Origin of the sequence: secondary endosymbiont of Trabutina mannipara (assembly GCF_900090215.1) — a bacterium.
Lineage (GTDB): Bacteria > Pseudomonadota > Gammaproteobacteria > Enterobacterales > Enterobacteriaceae > Mikella.
Window position 1 is genome coordinate 43,448 of sequence record NZ_LT594522.1, and the last position, 20,385, is coordinate 63,832.

A 20,385-nucleotide genomic window follows, 5' to 3' on the forward strand; every position below is an offset into this window, starting at 1 on the left:
AAAAGTTTTATTTCAATTATTAAAATTAATAAATTATGGTAATAATTACTGGAATTTTGAAAAAATCACAATTAGGTAAACGTTTAGATCAAGCTTTAGCTGAATTATTTTCTAGTTATTCAAGATCACAAATAAAAAAATTTATTCTTAAAGGTTTAGTAAGGTTAAATGATAAAGTTAAATTAATACCTAAAGAAAAAATATATGGTAATGAAAATGTTGAAATACAGATAATAAAAAAAGAAATATGTAAATCACAAAATATACCATTGAATATTGTTTATGAAGATGAATATATATTAGTTATTAATAAAAAAGCTAATTTAGTAGTCCATCCTGGTGCAGGAAATAGTGAAAATACCATCCTAAATGCTTTGTTATATTATTTTCCTCCTATTGTAAAGGTTCCTCGTGCTGGAATTGTCCATCGTTTAGACAAAAATACTACTGGTTTAATGGTTATAGCTAAAACAATTTTAGCATATATCCGTTTAGTCAATTTTTTTAAAATGCGAAATATTATCAGAGAATATGAAGCTATTACTATAGGTAATATTATATCAGGAGGTACTGTTAATCAACCTATTGCTCGACATTATTCTAATAGAATGCAAATGATAGTTTGCTCAAATGGAAAGAAAGCAATAACTCATTATCGTATTATAGAACGTTTTAGAGCTCACACACATTTACGTTTACGTCTAGATACTGGACGTACTCACCAAATTCGTGTTCATATGGCTTATATTAATTATCCTTTGTTAGGAGATCCGCTTTATAGCAAAAAGGAAAAAATTTCCAAAATTTCTTCTGAAAAGATTAATAATCTATTACAATATTTTAACAGACAAGCATTACATGCTGTTTCTTTAGGTTTTTATCATCCTATAACATCAATTAAAATGAAATGGAATATATCTTTACCACAAGATATGTTAAATTTAATAATAGCATTAAGAGAAGATTCATTAAATAAAAGCATATAATTTATATAGCTTATTGAGGATAAAATAATAAAATATGCATTTAGATCGTTTTACTAATAAATTTCAACTTGCTCTTGCAGAGGCTCAATATCTTTCTCTTGAAAGAAAAAATGAATTTATTGAACCTATACATGTTATGTTAGCTTTATTAAAAAATAAAAATGATAATGTATATTCATTACTTCAATTTGCTGATGTTAATATAGTATCATTTATTAACTCGATTGAGCATGCTTGTGAACATCTTCCACGAAAAAATGAAATTAGTGGTAATGTACAGCTTTCACAAGATTTAATTCGTATATTTAATTTATGCGATAAAATCGCTCAAAAATATGAGGAAAATTTTATTTCTTCAAAAATTTTCGTTTTAGCTTCATTAGAAGTTAATGGCATTTTAAAAGACATTTTAAAATCAGCTGGTGTTACAACGACAACAATTACTAAAGCAATTGAAAAAATAATCAATGGAGAATTTGTAAAAAATAAAAATACAGAAGATTACAGCAAAGTATTAAAAAAATTTACTATTGATTTAACTGAATATGCTGAAAAAGGAAAATTAGATCCTGTTATTGGTCGTGATGAAGAGATAAGACGCACTATTCAAGTACTTCAACGTCGTACTAAAAATAATCCAGTTTTAATTGGTGAACCAGGTGTAGGTAAAACTGCTATTATTGAGGGATTAGCACAGCGTATTGTTAATGGTGAAGTACCTGAAGGTTTAAAAAAAAATAGAGTTTTATCTCTTGATATAGGATTATTAATAGCTGGTGCTAAATATCGTGGTGAATTTGAAGAAAGATTAAAATCATTATTAAATGATCTTTCAAAGAATGAAGTAAATATTATTCTTTTTATAGATGAATTACATACTATGGTAGGTACAGGTAACAATGATGGTGCAATGGATGCTAGTAATATGTTAAAACCAGCACTTGCAAGAGGTGAACTTCATTGTGTAGGAGCTACTACACTTGACGAATACCGTAAATTTATTGAAAAAGACGCTGCGTTAGAACGTCGTTTTCAAAAAATTTTTGTTTTTGAACCAAATATCGAAGATACAATTGCTATTTTGCGTGGATTAAAAGAGCGTTATGAATTACATCATCATGTACAAATAACAGATCCTGCTATAGTTGCCGCAGCAACTCTATCTCATCGATATATAGCAGATAGGAAATTGCCAGATAAAGCAATTGATCTTATAGATGAAGCTGCATCTAGTATTCGTATACAAATAGATTCTAAACCAGAAGATCTGGATAGATTAGAACGAAGAATAATTCAATTAAAATTAGAACAACAAGCTCTAAAGAAAGAATCAGATGAATCAAGTATAAAAAGATTAAAAATTATTAATGATGAATTAAATCAAAAAGAAAAAGATTTTTCGGAACTTGAAGAAGAATGGAAATCAGAAAAAAATTCTTTATTAAAGAATCAAAATTTAAAAAAAGAATTAGAAAAAGCAAAAATTTTAATTGAACAGGCAAAACGTGTTGGTGATTTAGCATTAATGTCTGAATTACAGTATGGAAAAATTCCTGAAATAGAAAAAAAAATTGTAACTATTTCGCAATCTGTAAATAAATCTTTACGATTATTACGTAATCGTGTAACTGATATTGAAATCGCTGAAGTATTAGCTAGATGGACAGGAATTCCTGTATCAAAAATGTTAGAAACTGAAAGAGAAAAAATACTACATATAGAGCATAATTTACATCAAAAAATTATTGGTCAAAATGAAGCAGTAGAAGCAGTTGCAAATGCAATTCGTAGAAGTCGTACAGGTTTAGCAGATCCTAATAGACCAATAGGTTCTTTTATGTTTTTAGGACCTACTGGAGTAGGAAAAACAGAATTGTGTAAAACATTAGCTATGTTCTTATTTGATAGTGATAGTGCAATTATTCGTATTGATATGTCTGAATTTATGGAAAAACATTCAGTATCTAAATTAGTAGGTGCTCCTCCAGGTTATATTGGTTATGAAGAAGGAGGATTTTTAACTGAAGCAGTTAAACGTCGTCCTTATTCTGTTATTTTATTAGATGAGATTGAAAAAGCTCATTCTGATGTATTTAATATTTTATTACAATTATTAGATGATGGTCGTTTAACTGATTGTAAGGGTCGTACAGTAGATTTTCGTAATACTATAGTTATTCTGACGTCTAATTTAGGATCAGATATAATTCAAGATCGTTTTAATAAAATTAATTATTTTGAAATAAAAAAAATAGTACTAAATATAGTTAGCCATCACTTTCGTCCAGAATTTATTAATCGTATAGATGATATTGTAGTATTTCATCCACTTAATAATGATCATCTAATAAAAATTGCACAAATTCAACTGAAAAATTTATATCAACGTTTAGAATCAAAAGGTTATAGACTAAGTAGTATAAATGATAGAGTATTAAATTTTTTATGTAAATCTAGTTTTGATCCTATTTATGGAGCACGTCCTTTAAAAAGAATTATAAAACAAGAAATAGAAAATCCATTATCTCAAAAAATTTTATCTGAAAATTTATTACCGAATAAATCAATAATTTTAGATGTAAAAGATAATCATCTTATTATTAATCAATAAGCTATTTAACATAAATTAACTTATTTCTAGATTTAGATGATAAAATCATTAATAATTAATTTTTGTATTAATTTACTATTTTTAGTTTTGATAATTATTTTTTACTAAAGTATAGAAATTAATTACATTGAATTACTATTTAGTAATAAATAGGTAAAAGCTTGACTATTTAAAAAAGATAATATATTTTATATTAAATTATTTTATTTTTTATTTGCGTTCTTTAACAAAAGATCAGACAATCTGTGTGAACATTAGCAATTTTTTTATAAAACATTAATTCTTAAAATTAAAATAAAAAAACTTAATTTATATGAGTAAAATTTTTAATTTTTAAGTATTCAATTTAAATTGAAGAGTTTGATCATGGCTCAGATTGAACGCTTGCGGCAGGCCTAACACATGCAAGTCGAGCGGCAACAGAAAGAAGCTTAGCTTTTTTGCTGGCGAGCGGCGGACGGGTGAGTAATGTCTAGGGATCTGCCCAATGGAGGGGGATAACTATTGGAAACGATAGCTAATACCGCATAAAGTCGTAAGACCAAAGTGGGGGACCTTATTAGTAGGCCTCACACCATTGGATGAACCTAGATGGGATTAGCTAGTAGGTGAGGTAATGGCTCACCTAGGCTACGATCTCTAGCTGGTCTGAGAGGATAAACAGCCACACTGGAACTGAGACACGGTCCAGACTCCTACGGGAGGCAGCAGTGGGGAATATTGCACAATGGGGGAAACCCTGATGCAGCTATGCCGCGTGTGTGAAGAAGGCCTTTGGGTTGTAAAGCACTTTCAGTAGAGAAGAAAATTATAATCTTAATAAGATTATAATTTGACGTTATCTACAAAAGAAGCACCGGCTAACTCCGTGCCAGCAGCCGCGGTAATACGGAGGGTGCAAGCGTTAATCGGAATTACTGGGCGTAAAGAGTACGTAGGTGGTTTATTAAGTCAGTTGTGAAATCCCTAGGCTTAACCTAGGAACTGCATTTGAAACTGATAGACTAGAGTCTCGTAGAGGGGGGTAGAATTTCAGGTGTAGCGGTGAAATGCGTAGATATCTGAAAGAATACCAGTGGCGAAGGCGACCCCCTGGACGAAAACTGACGCTCAGGTACGAAAGCATGGGGAGCAAACAGGATTAGATACCCTGGTAGTCCATGCTGTAAACTATGTCGATTTGAAGGTTGTAGTTTAAAACTATAGTTTTCGTAGCTAACGCGTTAAATCGACCGCCTGGGGAGTACGGCCGCAAGGTTGAAACTCAAATGAATTGACGGGGGCCCGCACAAGCGGTGGAGCATGTGGTTTAATTCGATGCAACGCGAAAAACCTTACCTACTCTTGACATCCAGAGTACTTAACAGAGAAGTTAAGGTGCCTTTGGGAACTCTGAGACAGGTGCTGCATGGCTGTCGTCAGCTCGTGTTGTGAAATGTTGGGTTAAGTCCCGCAACGAGCGCAACCCTTATCATTTGTTGCCAGCGATTAGGTCGGGAACTCAAATGAGACTGCCGGTGATAAACCGGAGGAAGGTAGGGATGACGTCAAGTCATCATGGCCCTTACGAGTAGGGCTACACACGTGCTACAATGGCATATACAAAGAGAAGCGATCTTGTAAGAGTTAGCGGACCTCATAAAATATGTCGTAGTTCGGATTGGAGTCTGCAACTCGACTCCATAAAGTCGGAATCGCTAGTAATCGTGGATCAGAATGCCACGGTGAATACGTTCTCGGGCCTTGTACACACCGCCCGTCACACCATGGGAGTGGGTTGCAAAAGAAGTAAGTAGCTTAACCTAAAATGGAGGGCGCTTACCACTTTGTGGTTCATGACTGGGGTGAAGTCGTAACAAGGTAACCGTAGGGGAACCTGTGGTTGGATCACCTCCTTAACATAAAAATATTGTTGTTAATTTGTTCATATCAGATTGTTTGATATAATAATGAGCAAACCTATATAATAGGCTTGTAGCTCAGATGGTTAGAGCGCACCCCTGATAAGGGTGAGGTCGGTGGTTCAAGTCCACTCAGGCCTACCAATTTTAAAATTATTTAAAATTTACAATTTTTTTAAAAATGGGGCTATAGCTCAGCTGGGAGAGCGCCTGCTTTGCACGCAGGAGGTCAGCGGTTCAATCCCGCTTAGCTCCACCATATGTTTTTTAGTGTTCTTTTATAAGATAAAAAGATAGTTCAGGGTTGTAAGGTTAAGTGTATTAAGCGTACACGGTGAATGCCTTGGCAGTCAGAGGCGAAGAAGGACGTGTAAATCTGCGAAAAGTGTCGGTAAATTGATATAAAATGTTATTAACCGGCAATATCCGAATGGGGAAACCTGATGTAATAAAATTACATCATTGTCAAATGAATCTATATTTTGACAAAGCAAACTAAGGGAACTGAAACATCTAAGTACCTTAAGGAAAAGAAATCAATTGAGATTCCCTAAGTAGTGGCGAGCGAAAGGGGAAGAGCCCATAGCCATTATCAATTTATGTATTAAGAAAATGGTTTGGAAAATCCAACAATATAGGGTGATAGTCCCGTATCTGAAAATATATATATTGTGAGCTTGATGATTAGGATGGGACACGTGATATCCTGTCTGAAAATGGGGGGACCATCCTCCAAGGCTAAATACTACTGACTGACCGATAGTGAACTAGTACCGTGAGGGAAAGGTGAAAAGAACCCCGGTTAGGGGAGTGAAATAGAACCTGAAACCGTGTACGTACAAGCAGTAGGAGCATTTTATTAAATGTAACTGCGTACCTTTTGTATAATGGGTCAGCGACTTATATTCTGTAGCAAGGTTAACTGTATAAGGGAGCCGTAGGGAAACCGAGTCTTAACTGGGCGTTAAGTTGCAGGATATAGACCCGAAACCCGGTGATCTAGCCATGAGCAGGTTGAAAGTTAGGTAATACTAACTGGAAGACCGAACTGACTAATGTTGAAAAATTAGCGGATGACTTGTGGTTAGGGGTGAAAGGCCAATCAAACCGGGAGATAGCTGGTTCTCCCCGAAAGCTATTTAGGTAGCGCCTCGTGAATTTATCTATGGGGGTAGAGCACTGTTTCGTGCTAGGGGTCTATACTGGATTACCAACCCGATGCAAACTTCGAATACTATAGAATAATATCATGGGAGACACACGGCGAGTGCTAACATCCGTCGTGAAGAGGGAAACAACCCAGACCGCCAGCTAAGGTCCCTAAGTTATAGTTAAGTGGGAAACGATGTGGGAAGGCATAGACAGCTAGGATGTTGGCTTAGAAGCAGCAATCATTTAAAGAAAGCGTAATAGCTCACTAGTAGAGTCAATCTGCGCGAAAGATGTAACGGGGCTAAATTATACACCGAAGCTGCGGCAACAATAATTATTATAATTATGGTTGGGTAGGGGAGCGTTCTGTAAGCCTATGAAGATATACTGTAAGGTATATTGGAGGTATCAGAAGTGCGAATGCTGACATAAGTAACGATAAAGCAGGTGAAAAACCTGCTCGCCGAAAGACTAAGGGTTCCTGTTCAACGTTAATCGGAGCAGGGTTAGTCGGCTCCTAAGATGAGGCCGAAAGGCGTAGTCGATGGAAAACAGGTTAATATTCCTGTACTTAGTATAACTGTGAAGGGGGGACGAAGAAAGCTAGATTCTCCGGGGGACGGTTGTCTCGGTTCAAACGTAAAGGTGGAAATAGTAGGTAAATCCGCTATTTCTTATTAACACTAAGGCGTGATAACGAATCACTAAGGTGATGAAGGAATTAATGCTATGCTTCCAAGAAAAGCCTCTAAACTAAAGGTTATATTAAATCGTACCATAAACCGACACAGGTGGTCAGGTAGAGAATACTTAGGCGCTTGAGAGAACTCAGGTGAAGGAACTAGGCAAAATGGTGCCGTAACTTTGGGAGAAGGCACGCTGACATATCAGTGGAGAATTTTACATTCTGAGCTGAAGTCAGTCGAAGATACCAGCTGGCTACAACTGTTTATTAAAAACACAGCACTGTGCAAACACGAAAGTGGACGTATACGGTGTGACGCCTGCCCGGTGCCGGAAGGTTAATTGATAGGGTTATCTTTATTTTGAAAAGCTCTTGATCGAAGCCCCGGTAAACGGCGGCCGTAACTATAACGGTCCTAAGGTAGCGAAATTCCTTGTCGGGTAAGTTCCGACCTGCACGAATGGCGTAATGATAGCCAGACTGTCTCCACCTGAGACTCAGTGAAATTGAATTTGCCGTGAAGATGCGGTGTACCCGCGGCAAGACGGAAAGACCCCGTGAACCTTTACTATAGCTTGACATTGAATGTTGAATTTTAATGTGTAGAATAGGTGGGAGGCTTTGAAGTGTGTACGTCAGTATACATGGAGCCGACATTGAAATACCACCCTTTAATGTTTAATATTCTAATTTTGATCCGTAATCCGGATTTAAGACAGTGTCTGGTGGGTAGTTTGACTGGGGCGGTCTCCTCCTAAAGAGTAACGGAGGAGCACAAAGGTTAGCTAATTACGGTTGGAAATCGTAAGGTTAGTGCAAAGGCATAAGCTAGCTTAACTGTGAGAGTGACAACTCGAGCAGATGCGAAAGCAGGTCTTAGTGATCCGGTGGTTCTGTATGGAAGGGCCATCGCTCAACGAATAAAAGGTACTCCGGGGATAACAGGCTAATACCGCCCAAGAGTTCATATCGACGGCGGTGTTTGGCACCTCGATGTCGGCTCATCACATCCTGGGGCTGAAGTAGGTCCCAAGGGTATGGCTGTTCGCCATTTAAAGTGGTACGCGAGCTGGGTTTAGAACGTCGTGAGACAGTTCGGTCCCTATCTGCCGTGGGCGTTGGAAGATTGAGAGAAACTGCTCCTAGTACGAGAGGACCGGAGTGGACGCACCGCTGGTATTCGGGTTGTCATGCCAATGGCATTGCCCGGTAGCTATGTACGGAAAAGATAACCGCTGAAAGCATTTAAGCGGGAAGCTTAACTCAAGATAAGTCTTCCCGAGGCTTTAAGCCTCCTTAAGGGACGTTAAAGACGATGACGTTGATAGGTCGGATGTGTAAGCGTTGTAAAGCGTTGAGCTAACCGATACTAATTTCCCGTGAGAACTTAACCTAACACCTGAGCTATTTATTTGAGATTTATTTTGCCTGGTAGTACTAGCGCAGTGGAACCACCTGATTCCATACCGAACTCAGAAGTGAAACGCTGTAGTGCCGATGGTAGTGTGGGGTCTCCCCATGTGAGAGTAGGGAGCTGCCAGGCAATATTAAATTAAAAAGAAATATTTTTTGTAGTTCTTGGAAAAGGTATTACATCACGAATATTTTGTATTCCTGTAATATAAGCTATTAATCTTTCTAAACCTAATCCAAAACCAGAATGAGGAACAGTTCCATATCGACGTAAATCGCGATACCACCAATAATTTTCTTTATTGAGTCCCATTTCAGTTAAACGAGCATCTAAACGATCTAAACGTTCTTCACGTTGAGAGCCACCAATTATTTCACCCATTCCAGGTACAAGTATATCCATTGCAGCAACAGTTTTTTCATCATCATTTATACGCATGTAGAATGCTTTTATGTTTTTAGGATAATTTTTTACAATTACTGGAGCTTGAAAGTATTTTTCTGCTAAAAAACGTTCATATTCTGAAGATAAATCCATACCCCAAAAAACTGTATTTTTAAAATTTTTACTATTTTTTTGTAAAATACTTATTGCTTCAGTGTAATCTATTTGTGCAAAATCTGTATTAATAATTTTTATTATGCTATTTTTAACTTCTTTATTAAAAAATTTTGTAAAAAATTGAATATCATCGTAACTTTCTATTAATACTGTTTTAAATAAATACTTAAGCATGGATTCTGCTAATACAGATATATCAGTTAAAGTAGCAAATGCTATTTCTGGTTCTACCATCCAAAATTCAGCAAGATGGCGGCTAGTATTAGAATTTTCAGCTCTAAATATTGGACCGAAAGTATATATTTTGGACATAGCACATGCATAACTTTCTCCATTTAATTGTCCTGAAACTGTTAAAAATGCTTCTTTTCCAAAGAAATCTTTATCATAATTAACTTTACCGTTATGTGAACGAGGTAAATTTTCTAGATCTAAAGTAGAAACGCGAAACATTTCTCCAGCACCTTCAGTATTAGAAGCAGTAATTAATGGTGTTGATACCCATAAAAAACCATTTTCGTTCATAAAACGATGAATAGCTTGCGCTATAGTGTGTCTTATTCTTATTACAGCACCCATTATATTAGTCCGTGATCTAAGATGGGATACTTCACGCAAATACTCTAAACTATGTTTTTTAGCAGCAATAGGATAAGTATTTGGATTATCTATCCAGCCTATTACTTCAATTTTAGAAGCTTTAATTTCGTAATTATGACCGATACTTAAAGATTTTACTACTTTTCCTGTTATGGAAACAGAGCAACCAGTAGTTAAGCGCCTAATTTCATTATTATAATTAGGCAGAGTATTATTAATTACAATCTGTAAAGAATTAAAACAGGAACCATCATATATTGCAAGGAATGATATTCCTGTTTTTGAATCTCTTCTAGTACGTACCCAACCATGGACAGTAACTGTACTATTTTCAATTACACGACATTGAAGTACTTCTACTATAGATAGAATCACAAAATTTTCTCTTTAAAATTAAATATTGCTTTATGTTCAGTATAAAGTGTAAATTATATTTTTTTACGAATACGAAGCTGACATCAGCTTCCAAAACTATGTTTTTCCTTACCACTTTCCTTACCACATAGTTTTCTAGATAAAATCTGATATTACTAGATTATATAAAAAATAACAAAAAAATAACAACTAAATAACTATCTAGATATTAAGATAGACCATTATGATAATAATAAGTTAATCATTTTTTCTGATATTATTAATAAAATTGGATATGTATATGTAATGGATAGGAGGGATGCCGGAGTGGTTTAACGGGACGGTCTCGAAAATCGTTAAGGAAGCAATTCCTTCCAGGGTTCGAATCCCTGTCCCTTCGAATATAAATTATTTCAATATAACCATTTACCGCTAAATATTTTTTCTGAAAAAGAGGGCATTAATTACGTTTATGGGATATTATTTAAATAAATTTTTTATGATTTTTTATGAATAACGTATTATTTGTTTTTATTGATTTTACTACTTCTTGCGGTATACTTAATTTTACTTTACTTAGAGTGCTAAGTACTTCATATTTTAGTAATTTAAGCATATTATCAAATATATAAAAAGATTCACGTTTATATTCTTCTTTTGGATCTTTTTGAGCATATACCCGTAAATGGATACTTTTACGTAAATAGTCCATCGCTGCTAGATGTTCTTTCCATAAAGAATCAAGTGTTTGCAGCATAACTACTTTTTCAAAAATACGCATAATCTCACTACCTATAATATCTTCTTTACGTTGATAATGAATTAATGTATGTTCAAATAATCGATTACGCAGGTTATTTACTTTTAAGCTTGGTTCGTTATGTAACCATTGTACTATAGGTATATATAGATCAAAGTCAGCTTTAAGTAGATGTTCTAATCCTTTAGCATCCCATATTTTTTCCAATGATTGCGGAATATATTTATCTAAAATAATATTTAATACGTCTTTGCGGATACTATTGATAATAGTACTCATATCAGCTACATCTACATCAAGTAATTCATTTCGCTGGGTGTAAATTGCTATACGCTGATCGTTATCTACATCATCATATTCTAATAATTGTTTACGGATATCAAAATTACGGTTTTCTACCTTACGCTGAGCGTTTGCTATCGCTTTAGTTACCCATTTATGTTCAATAGCTTCTCCATTTTTTACACCCAGTTTACGTATTATTTTAGAAATACGATCAGAAGTAAAAATACGCATTAATGAATCTTCCATAGAAAGATAAAATCTAGAAGATCCAGCGTCTCCCTGGCGTCCAGCGCGTCCACGAAGCTGATTATCAATACGGCGTGATTCATGCCGTTCTGTACCTATAATATGCAATCCTCCAGCTGCCAATACTGCATTATGGCGTTTTTTCCAGGTATTATTCTCTTCATACTGCAAGTTTCCACCTAAAACAATATCGGTCCCTCTTCCTGCCATGTTTGTCGCTATTGTTACCGCTCCTGGTGCTCCTGCTTGAGATACAATTTCCGCTTCCATAGCGTTAAATTTTGCGTTAAGTACTTGGTGCTGTATACCTTTTTTTTTTAATTCAGAAGAAATTAGCTCTGATTTTTCAATAGAAATAGTACCAACCAATACTGGTTGTCCGCGTTCAGTACATATTTTAATATCATTAATGATGGCGTTAATTTTTTCTTTTTCTGTTATATAAACTAGATCTGCTAAATCTTTACGAATCATAGGACGATTAGTAGGTACTACTATAGTATCTAGTTTATAGATTGAATATAATTCAAAAGCTTCAGTATTAGCTGTACCAGTCATACCAGCAAGTTTTTCATACAGTCTAAAATAGTTTTGAAAGGTAATAGACGCCAACGTTTGGTTTTCATTCTGTATTTTAACATCTTCTTTGGCTTCTATTGCTTGGTGTAATCCGTCAGACCAGCGACGACCTGGCATACTGCGACCAGTATGTTTATCAACAATAATAATTTCTCCGTTTTTTACAATATAGTCTATATCACGATAAAATAGTACATTTGCTCGTAGTGCTGCGGTAACATGATGCATTAAAATAATATTGGTCGGCGAGTAAAGTGATTGACTAACATCCAGAAGACCATTTGTTACCAACATTTCTTCAATTAAGATGAGCCCCCTTTCAGTAAGATTAACTTGACGGTATTTCTCATCAACTGAGAAATGGCCTTCTCCTTTAAAACTTTCTGAGTCTTCTTTATTTTGACGAATTAAATAAGGAATTATTTTGTTAACTATACGATACATATCAGAGTTATCTTCAGCAGGTCCTGAGATTATTAGTGGGGTACGAGCTTCGTCTATTAGTATTGAATCTACTTCATCTATTAGTGCGTAATGCAATTTACGTTGTACTCTTTCTTCTGGACTAAATACCATATTATCGCGCAAATAGTCAAAAACATACTCGTTGTTAGTTCCATAGGTTATATCAGCAGCGTAGGCGGCACGTTTTGCAGCTGCTGTAAGTACCGGAAGATTAATACCGACGCTTAACCCCAAAAAATCAAACAAAGTTCTATTTTTTTCAGCATCGCGCTGTGTTAGGTAATCGTTTACCGTAACTATATGCACTCCTTTTCCGCTTAAAGCATTCAAGTATGCTGGCAGCGTAGAGGTCAATGTTTTTCCTTCACCAGTGCGCATTTCTGCTGTACATCTTTCGTTTAACACAATACCTCCTATTAATTGGACATCAAAATGGCGCATTCCCAAAACACGTATACTAGCTTCTCGTACTACTGCAAATGCTTCTGGCAACAATCTTTCTAAAGTTGCTCCTTTAAATATCCGTTCACGGAATTCAACAGTTTTTGCTGCAAGCTGTTTATCATTCAGCTTTTTAATTACAGGTTCCATTTTGTTAATAACATCTACTGTCTTACCTATACGACGTAAGGTGCGATCATTATGATTTCCAAAAAAAAATTTTTTATTTAAAATTTTTTTAAAAAATTTTGCTAACATAGTCATTAATAAATATGCCCCTAGGGTATAAAAAAATTTTAGATTTAACTAGATTTAAGATTAAAATAGATTATGTATTCAAATTAAATAGGCATTATTATGCGCGATATTCTTACTTCTAATCTTGATATATTATTCACTAATAAGACCCCCCATATGTCTTTATTGTATATTCAGCAACGGGGAATCATGTTGCTGAATCTTAACCGTATAGTAAATAAACTACTACCGGTACCTTTGCGTTTTTGGTGTCGCGTTGCTAATATACACCAAAGTGTGATGGTAATAGAAATAGCAAATGCTAGCTGGAAGCTAAGATTTCTATATGAACAACATCAACTTTTATCCGCACTAAAAAAACAGATACTACCATCATTATCATCAATAAACATCAAGATTAATCCTGATCTTGATAAAAAAAAGGAACGTAGTATACAAAATACAGAAAAAAAACGACATTTAAGCGTACAAAGCGCAGCATATATTAGTAATGTTGCTAAAAAAATTAGTCAAAAAAAATTAAAGAACGCACTGGAACGACTAACTAAATTGTCTATAGAAAGTACCGATTCTTTTTGTTGATTTAGAAATGGAGCATCCATAGAGAATATTCTGCATTTTTAGTTTTAAAGATGGCCATACTTCTTAAAGTAATGCTGTTACATTTATTATATTTTTTCTGCGATACGTAACACAGCGCTACGAGAACGTTGATTCTCGTTTATCTCTTGAGTAGAAGGCAGTATTTTTCCTATTGATTTTAATTGAAGACGATTATTATTGTATTGCGCACTAATTTGCTGCTCTGTTAGCGGTAGCTTCGCTATTATTTGCGGTATACGGCTATGCTGACGAATAAATTGTTTAACTAGCCGATCTTCTATTGAATGAAAACTAATAACTGACAGCCTTCCTCCTGGAGCCAACAAAGTTAGTGCTCCATCTAGAGCCTGTTTAATTTCTTTTAACTCATTATTAATATAAATCCTAATAGCTTGAAAACTGCGTCTTGCAGGATGCTTATGCTTATCGCGAAATGGAATATTGTTAGTAATCAGTGCTACCAATTCTTGATTGCGAGTAATAGGTGGATGATGTCTATTTCGTAAAAATATGGCCTTAGCGATGCGCTTAGCAAAACGTTCATCACCGAATTTTTTTAAAACAAAAGTTATATCATCTACTGATGCTCTTGTTAGCCATTGTGCAGCTGATTGACCGCAATTTTTATCCATACGCATATCAAGAAGTCCATCATTCTTAAAAGAAAAACCTCTTTTCGGATCTTCAAACTGCGGTGAAGAGACACCAAGGTCTAACAATATTCCATTAATACGTCCTATAAGATTCCATTTTGCCATATGAAAAGTTATCTTAGAAAGAAGACCATGGATAATAGTAAAACGATAATCCTTAATATTATTAGCTATTTCCACAGCTGTGGGATCGCGATCAATTGCGAATAGATGTCCATTGGCATTTATTTTTGATAAAATAAGACGTGAATGGCCGCCTCTACCAAATGTTCCATCTAAATAAACACCATCTGGATTAATATTTAAACTTTTAACCGCTTCATTTAAGAATACGGTTTTATGTAAATAATTTTTTGACATTTATTTAATTACTGAATTATTAATGATAATACTTATTATAGCATTACATTAACGAATATCTATATAACTAGATAATATTTACTTTCTAATAAGATTTACTTTCTATTTTCTATGTATTAGCATATTTTAATTTAGATGCACATTTTGTGTTTTTTTAAAATTAAATAAAAGGTGTTATTAATGATAAAAACCTACCATATTGCAGTTTTACCAGGCGACGGTATTGGCCCAGAAGTTATAAAACAAGCATATAAAATTATAAATGCTGTGCGTCGAAAGTTTAATGTTATTATTTCTACTAAAGAATATGATGTAGGTGGTATAGCTATAGATAATTATGGTAAGCCACTGCCAGTAGGCACAATTGCTGGCTGTGAGCAAGCTGATGCGATATTATTAGGTTCAGTGGGAGGACCTAAATGGGAACATATGCCAGCAGCGGAACAACCAGAACGTGGTGCACTACTCCCCCTGCGTAAACATTTTAGGTTATTTTCTAATCTACGACCGTCTAGATTATATCCTGGACTAGAATATTATTGTCCTTTGCGAACTGATATCGCTAAACGAGGGTTCGATATTTTGTGTGTACGAGAGCTTACTGGAGGTATTTACTTTGGGCAAAAAGGGAGAGAAGGTGCTGGTCAACAAGAGTATGCATTCGATACGGAATTATATTATCGTTTTGAAATTGAACGTATTGCTCGTATTGCCTTTCAATCTGCGAGAAAAAGGCGCAAAATAGTAGCTTCAATCGATAAAGCTAACGTGTTACAAAGCTCTATTCTGTGGCGAGAAGTAGTAAATACGGTAGCGCAGAATTATCCAGACGTTGCCTTGTCACATTTATATGTTGATAACGCCACAATGCAGCTCATTAAAGAGCCGTCCCAATTTGACGTAATGCTATGCTCTAATCTATTCGGTGATATTATTTCAGATGAGTGTGCCATGCTTACTGGATCGATGGGTATGCTTCCATCAGCAAGTTTAAATGAGCAAAAATTTGGAATTTATGAACCAGCAGGAGGTTCAGCTCCGGATATCGCTGGAAAAAATATTGCCAATCCAGTAGCCCAGATTTTATCTACGGCTCTACTTTTTAGATACAGCTTAGATTTGAATGACGCTGCAGATGCAATTGAACGTGCAGTAAATCATGCTTTTAAATATGGCTACCGTACCGCTGATCTAGTTAGCGATAATAACGCGGTAAGTACCGAAGAAATGGGTGATATTATTGCCGCTTTAATACTAAAATAAGTGAGGTATAATAAATATTATGGTAAAATCGTTATACCAAAAATTATATGATGCACATGTTGTTTATGAAGTTGAAAACGAGGCGCCGCTGTTGTATATTGACCGACATTTAGTACATGAAGTAACCTCACCACAGGCTTTTGACGGTCTGCGCACAAAGGGACGCATCGTACGGCAGCCTAGTAAAACTTTTGCTACAATGGATCATAACGTTTCTACGCAAACTAAAGATATTAATGCATGTGGAGATATGGCTCGTATCCAGATGCAGGAGCTAATAAAAAATTGCACTGAATTTGGTATACAGCTTTATGACTTAAAGCATCCATACCAGGGTATTGTACATGTAATTGGTCCTGAACAAGGAATTACTCTGCCTGGTATGACTATTGTTTGCGGAGATTCTCATACTGCTACTCACGGTGCTTTTGGTGCTTTAGCATTCGGTATCGGTACATCTGAAGTGGAACATGTGCTAGCGACACAGACTTTAAAACAAAGTAGATCAAAAACTATGAGAATAGACGTAATAGGTAATACCGCATCTAGTATTACTGCAAAAGATATAATCTTAGCTATTATCGGTAAAATAGGCACTGCTGGAGGTACTGGACATGTAGTAGAATTCAGCGGTGTCGCTATACGATCGCTTAGTATGGAAGGCCGTATGACCTTGTGCAATATGGCTATTGAAATGGGTGCTAAAGCTGGTCTTATTGCACCTGATGATATTACCTACTCATATTTACAAAATCGTCAATTTTCTCCTAAAGGTGAAAATTGGCATCAAGCCTTAACCTATTGGAATACTCTAAAATCTGATAATGATGCTTATTTTGATAAAGTAATAACGCTGGATGTGCAAAATATAGCTCCCCAAATTACCTGGGGGACTAACCCTGGTCAAGTAATTGCTGTTAACCAGCCTATTCCGTCACCAGATTCATTTATCGATCCAGTGGAGCGACAATCAGCAGCAAAGGCGCTAGATTATATGGATTTAAAATCTGGAATTTACTTAACAGATGTGACAATTGATAAGGTTTTCATTGGTTCTTGTACTAATTCCCGTATTGAAGATCTTCGTGCTGCTGCAGCAGTTGCTCATGGACGTCGTGTAGCTAATGGCGTGCATGCTATCGTTGTACCAGGTTCTGGTCCTGTTAAAATGCAAGCAGAATTAGAAGGTTTAGATATTATTTTTATTGAAGCAGGTTTTGAATGGCGCCTGCCAGGTTGTTCTATGTGCATTGCAATGAACAACGATCGCTTAAATCCAGGAGAACGCTGCGCTTCTACCAGTAATCGTAACTTTGAAGGACGCCAGGGACGTGGAGGACGTACTCATCTAGTAAGTCCCGCAATGGCAGCAGCTGCCGCAGTTTTTGGACGTTTCACTGATATTCGTGAATTAATTTAGTAAAAAAGTAAAAAGAAAAACGGAAGTAAAAATAAAATGGCTAAATTTATAAAACATACCGGTATCGTTTTACCTCTTGATGTAGCTAATGTTGATACTGATGCAATTATTCCTAAGCAATTCTTGCAGAAGGTAACCCGTACCGGTTTTGGCCAACACTTATTCAATGATTGGCGTTTTTTAGATAATGCAGGAAAAAAAATAAATCAAGATTTTGTATTAAATCAACCGCGCTACCACGGAGCAAGTATTTTACTTGCACGAGAAAATTTTGGTTGCGGGTCTTCGCGTGAGCACGCGCCATGGGCGTTAATAGATTACGGTTTTCATGCGTTGATAGCACCAAGTTTTGCTGATATTTTTTATAGTAACAGTATTAACAATCAATTGTTACCGATTACAATTTCGGAAAATCATGTTAATGATCTATTTACTATGGTTACGACGCAGGAAGTTATAACTTTCACCGTTAACTTAGAACACCAGCAAGTAGTAGCTGGTGATAAAATTTATTTTTTTGAAATAGAAACTTTTAGCCGTTATTGTTTAATAAATGGTATCGATAGTATCGGTCTTACGCTAAGGCATGATGAAGCAATAAGCAAATACGAAATGCATCAGTTGTCATTTCTAAACTAGATAAAATTAATTTTTTTAGATATAAATGATTTAAACGCGCTTTTAAAGCGTAAAAGTCAATTTAACGATAATTTGAATGCTTTATTCTTTTAAGAATGCATATTTTGGTAATCTTTTTTATATTACTATTAGGTACAAACAGCGCCTTTGCTACTTTACAGGTATTAGATAAAGTTGCCGCTGTAGTTAATAAAGACATAGTACTTGAAAGCGATATTAACAGTATGCTAAATATGATGAAATACGGAAATAAAGAATACAATCAACAATTTTTTGAAGAAAAAACACTGCACAGCAAGATTCTCAATCGGCTAATTATGGAAAACATTATTTTACATCTGGCACAACGCGCTCATATTAGTATTAGCAGTAAATATTTAGATCATGTTATTAGGAATATAGCCTCAAAAAACTATATTACTATTGATCAGTTACGTAATTATCTAGCTTATGACAAGCTAGACTATAATACCTATCGTGCGCAACTTAGCAAAGAAATTTTAATTTCTAAAGTATGCAATAGCGAAGTTCGACGCCGTATTACTATTTTTCCGCAAGAAATAGATTCTATAATACAGCAAATAGCTATTAAAAACAGAAATAGCACTAAATTTAATATTAATCATATTTTAATTAAGTTACCAGAAAACCCAACACAAGCTGCTATATTTAAAGCAGAAACGTTAGCCTCATATGTAGTTAAATACGCTAATAACTATCAGCAAGAACATAAAGTACAGATAGGTTGGAAAAAATTTGAAGAACTACCTGCGTTGTTTGCAGTTAGTATACAATATGCTAAAAAAGGAAATATTGTAGGTCCAATTCGTTCTGAAGTGGGTTTTCATATACTAAAAATCAACGATGTTCGAATAGAACATAAAAAAATAACTAAAGAAGAAGTGCATATTCGCCATATTTTTTTGCGTGATTCTATCATTAGAAATGATCAATGTGCCCGATCTAAGCTGGAAAATATTTCAGATAAAATAAGTAAAGGTAGCATTAGCTTTGAAGCTGTAGCAAAACAGCAATCTGAAGACCCCAATTCGTCAAATAAAGGGGGAGATTTAGGTTGGCGATTTACTGATGCATTTGATTCAAATTTACGCGATGTACTAATGCATTTGCATAAGGGAGAAATTAGCACACCAGTGCATTCAGCCTTCGGCTGGCATATAATTCAACTTATTGATATTAGGCAAGTAGATTGTACTGACTCTTTTTCTAAAGAGAATGCTTATAGGATTCTTTTTAAGCGTAAGTTCTACGAAGAAGTTCAGAACTGGATGCAAGAGCAACACTCTTCTTCATATATAAAAATATTAAAATAAATAATGAATAAATGTATTTATCAAGGACATCTGGTACGCCAGCGTTTTGGACAACATTTTTTATATGATAGCAATATTATTGATGCTATTGTTACTGCTATTGCTCCAGAGCCTAGTCAAGCAATAGTAGAAATTGGTCCAGGACTAGGTGCACTGACTATACCAGTGGTAAAACGTGTTTATAACATGACAGTTATAGAACTTGACCGTAATTTAGTAGCTAGGTTGGCTAACAACTATTTTCTAAATTATCGACTGAATATAGTACAAGCAGATGCAATGAAGATCGATTTTGCCAAACTTTCCGCTAAACTTGGTCAGTCGTTGCGAATATTTGGAAATTTGCCATACAATATTTCTACACAGCTCATTTTTAAACTTTTTAACTATACTTCCGCTATTATTGATATGCACTTCATGCTACAAAAAGAAGTAGTAAACCGTATGGTTGCAGTACCAAACAGCAAGTCATACGGAAGGTTGAGCGTAATGTCCCAATATTTTTGTAAAATTATTCCTGTGCTAGAAGTACCTCCTACTTCTTTTAAACCAGAGCCTAAAGTAAATTCAATGGTAGTTAAATTAATACCATATACTAAGCTACCGTTTCCTGTAATTGACTTAAATAAGCTAACTACCTTAACTAAGGTAGCGTTTAATCAACGTCGTAAAACAATACGTAATAGTCTAATTAATCTTTTTAGTACTCAACAATTAGAGAAACATGGTATTAATGCGACATTAAGAGCAGAAAATTTAAGTATTGAGCATTATAGCCAGTTGGCTAATGTACTTGCTGAAAAAAAAATATAGTA

10 protein-coding genes, 3 tRNA genes, 3 rRNA genes and 1 pseudogene are annotated in these 20,385 nt (G+C 35.0%); 14 read left to right on the plus strand and 3 right to left on the minus strand.

Going from position 1 to position 20,385, the window contains the following annotated elements:
• Positions 1-35 precede the first annotated feature (35 nt).
• From rluD to rrf, 7 genes are all read left to right on the plus strand, one after another.
• Positions 36-986 carry a 23S rRNA pseudouridine(1911/1915/1917) synthase RluD gene (rluD, locus tag TREMTM_RS00235; RefSeq protein ID WP_083172270.1) on the plus strand — a complete coding sequence of 317 codons (951 nt, stop codon included), beginning with the start codon at positions 36-38 and terminating at the stop codon, positions 984-986.
• 34 nt (positions 987-1,020) lie between these two features.
• Positions 1,021-3,597 (plus strand): ATP-dependent chaperone ClpB, encoded by a 2,577-nt coding sequence (gene clpB / locus TREMTM_RS00240; protein ID WP_083172272.1) that lies wholly within the window; start codon positions 1,021-1,023, stop codon positions 3,595-3,597.
• Positions 3,598-3,945: 348 nt separating this feature from the next.
• Positions 3,946-5,495, plus strand: a 16S ribosomal RNA gene (locus tag TREMTM_RS00245).
• Between the two features lie 70 nt (positions 5,496-5,565).
• Positions 5,566-5,642: transfer RNA gene (locus TREMTM_RS00250), tRNA-Ile, on the plus strand.
• A 39-nt stretch (positions 5,643-5,681) separates the two neighbouring features.
• Positions 5,682-5,757: transfer RNA gene (locus tag TREMTM_RS00255), tRNA-Ala, on the plus strand.
• Between the two features lie 51 nt (positions 5,758-5,808).
• Positions 5,809-8,730, plus strand: a 23S ribosomal RNA gene (locus TREMTM_RS00260).
• A 32-nt stretch (positions 8,731-8,762) separates the two neighbouring features.
• Positions 8,763-8,878 (plus strand): 5S ribosomal RNA (gene rrf, locus TREMTM_RS00265).
• The 16S, 23S and 5S rRNA genes sit together here with 2 tRNA genes alongside, the layout of an rRNA operon.
• A 9-nt stretch (positions 8,879-8,887) precedes the next feature.
• Here rrf and asnS read toward each other — a convergent pair.
• Positions 8,888-10,285: an asparagine--tRNA ligase gene (asnS, locus tag TREMTM_RS00270; RefSeq protein ID WP_083172273.1), complete on the minus strand. Its 1,398-nt coding sequence runs from the start codon at positions 10,283-10,285 to the stop codon at positions 8,888-8,890.
• Positions 10,286-10,577: 292 nt separating this feature from the next.
• On the opposite strand from asnS, the gene TREMTM_RS00275 reads away from it, so the two are divergent.
• Positions 10,578-10,664: transfer RNA gene (locus TREMTM_RS00275), tRNA-Ser, on the plus strand.
• Between the two features lie 144 nt (positions 10,665-10,808).
• Here TREMTM_RS00275 and secA read toward each other — a convergent pair.
• Positions 10,809-13,298 (minus strand): annotated as a pseudogene (gene secA / locus TREMTM_RS00280) (preprotein translocase subunit SecA); the annotation flags it as partial.
• Positions 13,299-13,397: 99 nt separating this feature from the next.
• Between secA and TREMTM_RS00285 the strand changes: the two are divergent.
• Positions 13,398-13,880 carry a DUF721 domain-containing protein gene (locus tag TREMTM_RS00285; RefSeq protein WP_083172275.1) on the plus strand — a complete coding sequence of 161 codons (483 nt, stop codon included), beginning with the start codon at positions 13,398-13,400 and terminating at the stop codon, positions 13,878-13,880.
• Positions 13,881-13,966: 86 nt separating this feature from the next.
• Here the strand turns inward: TREMTM_RS00285 and rsmH are convergent, their stop codons facing one another.
• Positions 13,967-14,914 (minus strand): 16S rRNA (cytosine(1402)-N(4))-methyltransferase RsmH, encoded by a 948-nt coding sequence (gene rsmH, locus TREMTM_RS00290; protein WP_083172276.1) that lies wholly within the window; start codon positions 14,912-14,914, stop codon positions 13,967-13,969.
• A 180-nt stretch (positions 14,915-15,094) separates the two neighbouring features.
• Here rsmH and leuB point away from each other — a divergent pair, with 180 nt between their 5' ends.
• From leuB to rsmA, 5 genes are all read left to right on the plus strand, one after another.
• Positions 15,095-16,177, plus strand: a complete 1,083-nt coding sequence (leuB, locus tag TREMTM_RS00295) for a 3-isopropylmalate dehydrogenase (RefSeq protein ID WP_083172278.1) — start codon at positions 15,095-15,097, stop codon at positions 16,175-16,177.
• Positions 16,178-16,196: 19 nt separating this feature from the next.
• Positions 16,197-17,597, plus strand: coding sequence for a 3-isopropylmalate dehydratase large subunit (leuC, locus tag TREMTM_RS00300; RefSeq protein WP_083172280.1), 1,401 nt, complete (start codon positions 16,197-16,199; stop codon positions 17,595-17,597).
• A gap of 36 nt (positions 17,598-17,633) precedes the next feature.
• Entirely contained in the window at positions 17,634-18,236 is a 603-nt protein-coding gene (gene leuD, locus TREMTM_RS00305; RefSeq protein ID WP_083172282.1) for a 3-isopropylmalate dehydratase small subunit, read from the plus strand.
• Between the two features lie 95 nt (positions 18,237-18,331).
• Positions 18,332-19,570 carry a peptidylprolyl isomerase SurA gene (surA, locus tag TREMTM_RS00310; RefSeq protein WP_083172284.1) on the plus strand — a complete coding sequence of 413 codons (1,239 nt, stop codon included), beginning with the start codon at positions 18,332-18,334 and terminating at the stop codon, positions 19,568-19,570.
• A gap of 3 nt (positions 19,571-19,573) precedes the next feature.
• Entirely contained in the window at positions 19,574-20,383 is an 810-nt protein-coding gene (gene rsmA / locus TREMTM_RS00315) for a 16S rRNA (adenine(1518)-N(6)/adenine(1519)-N(6))-dimethyltransferase RsmA (RefSeq protein ID WP_083172285.1), read from the plus strand.
• Positions 20,384-20,385 lie beyond the last annotated feature (2 nt).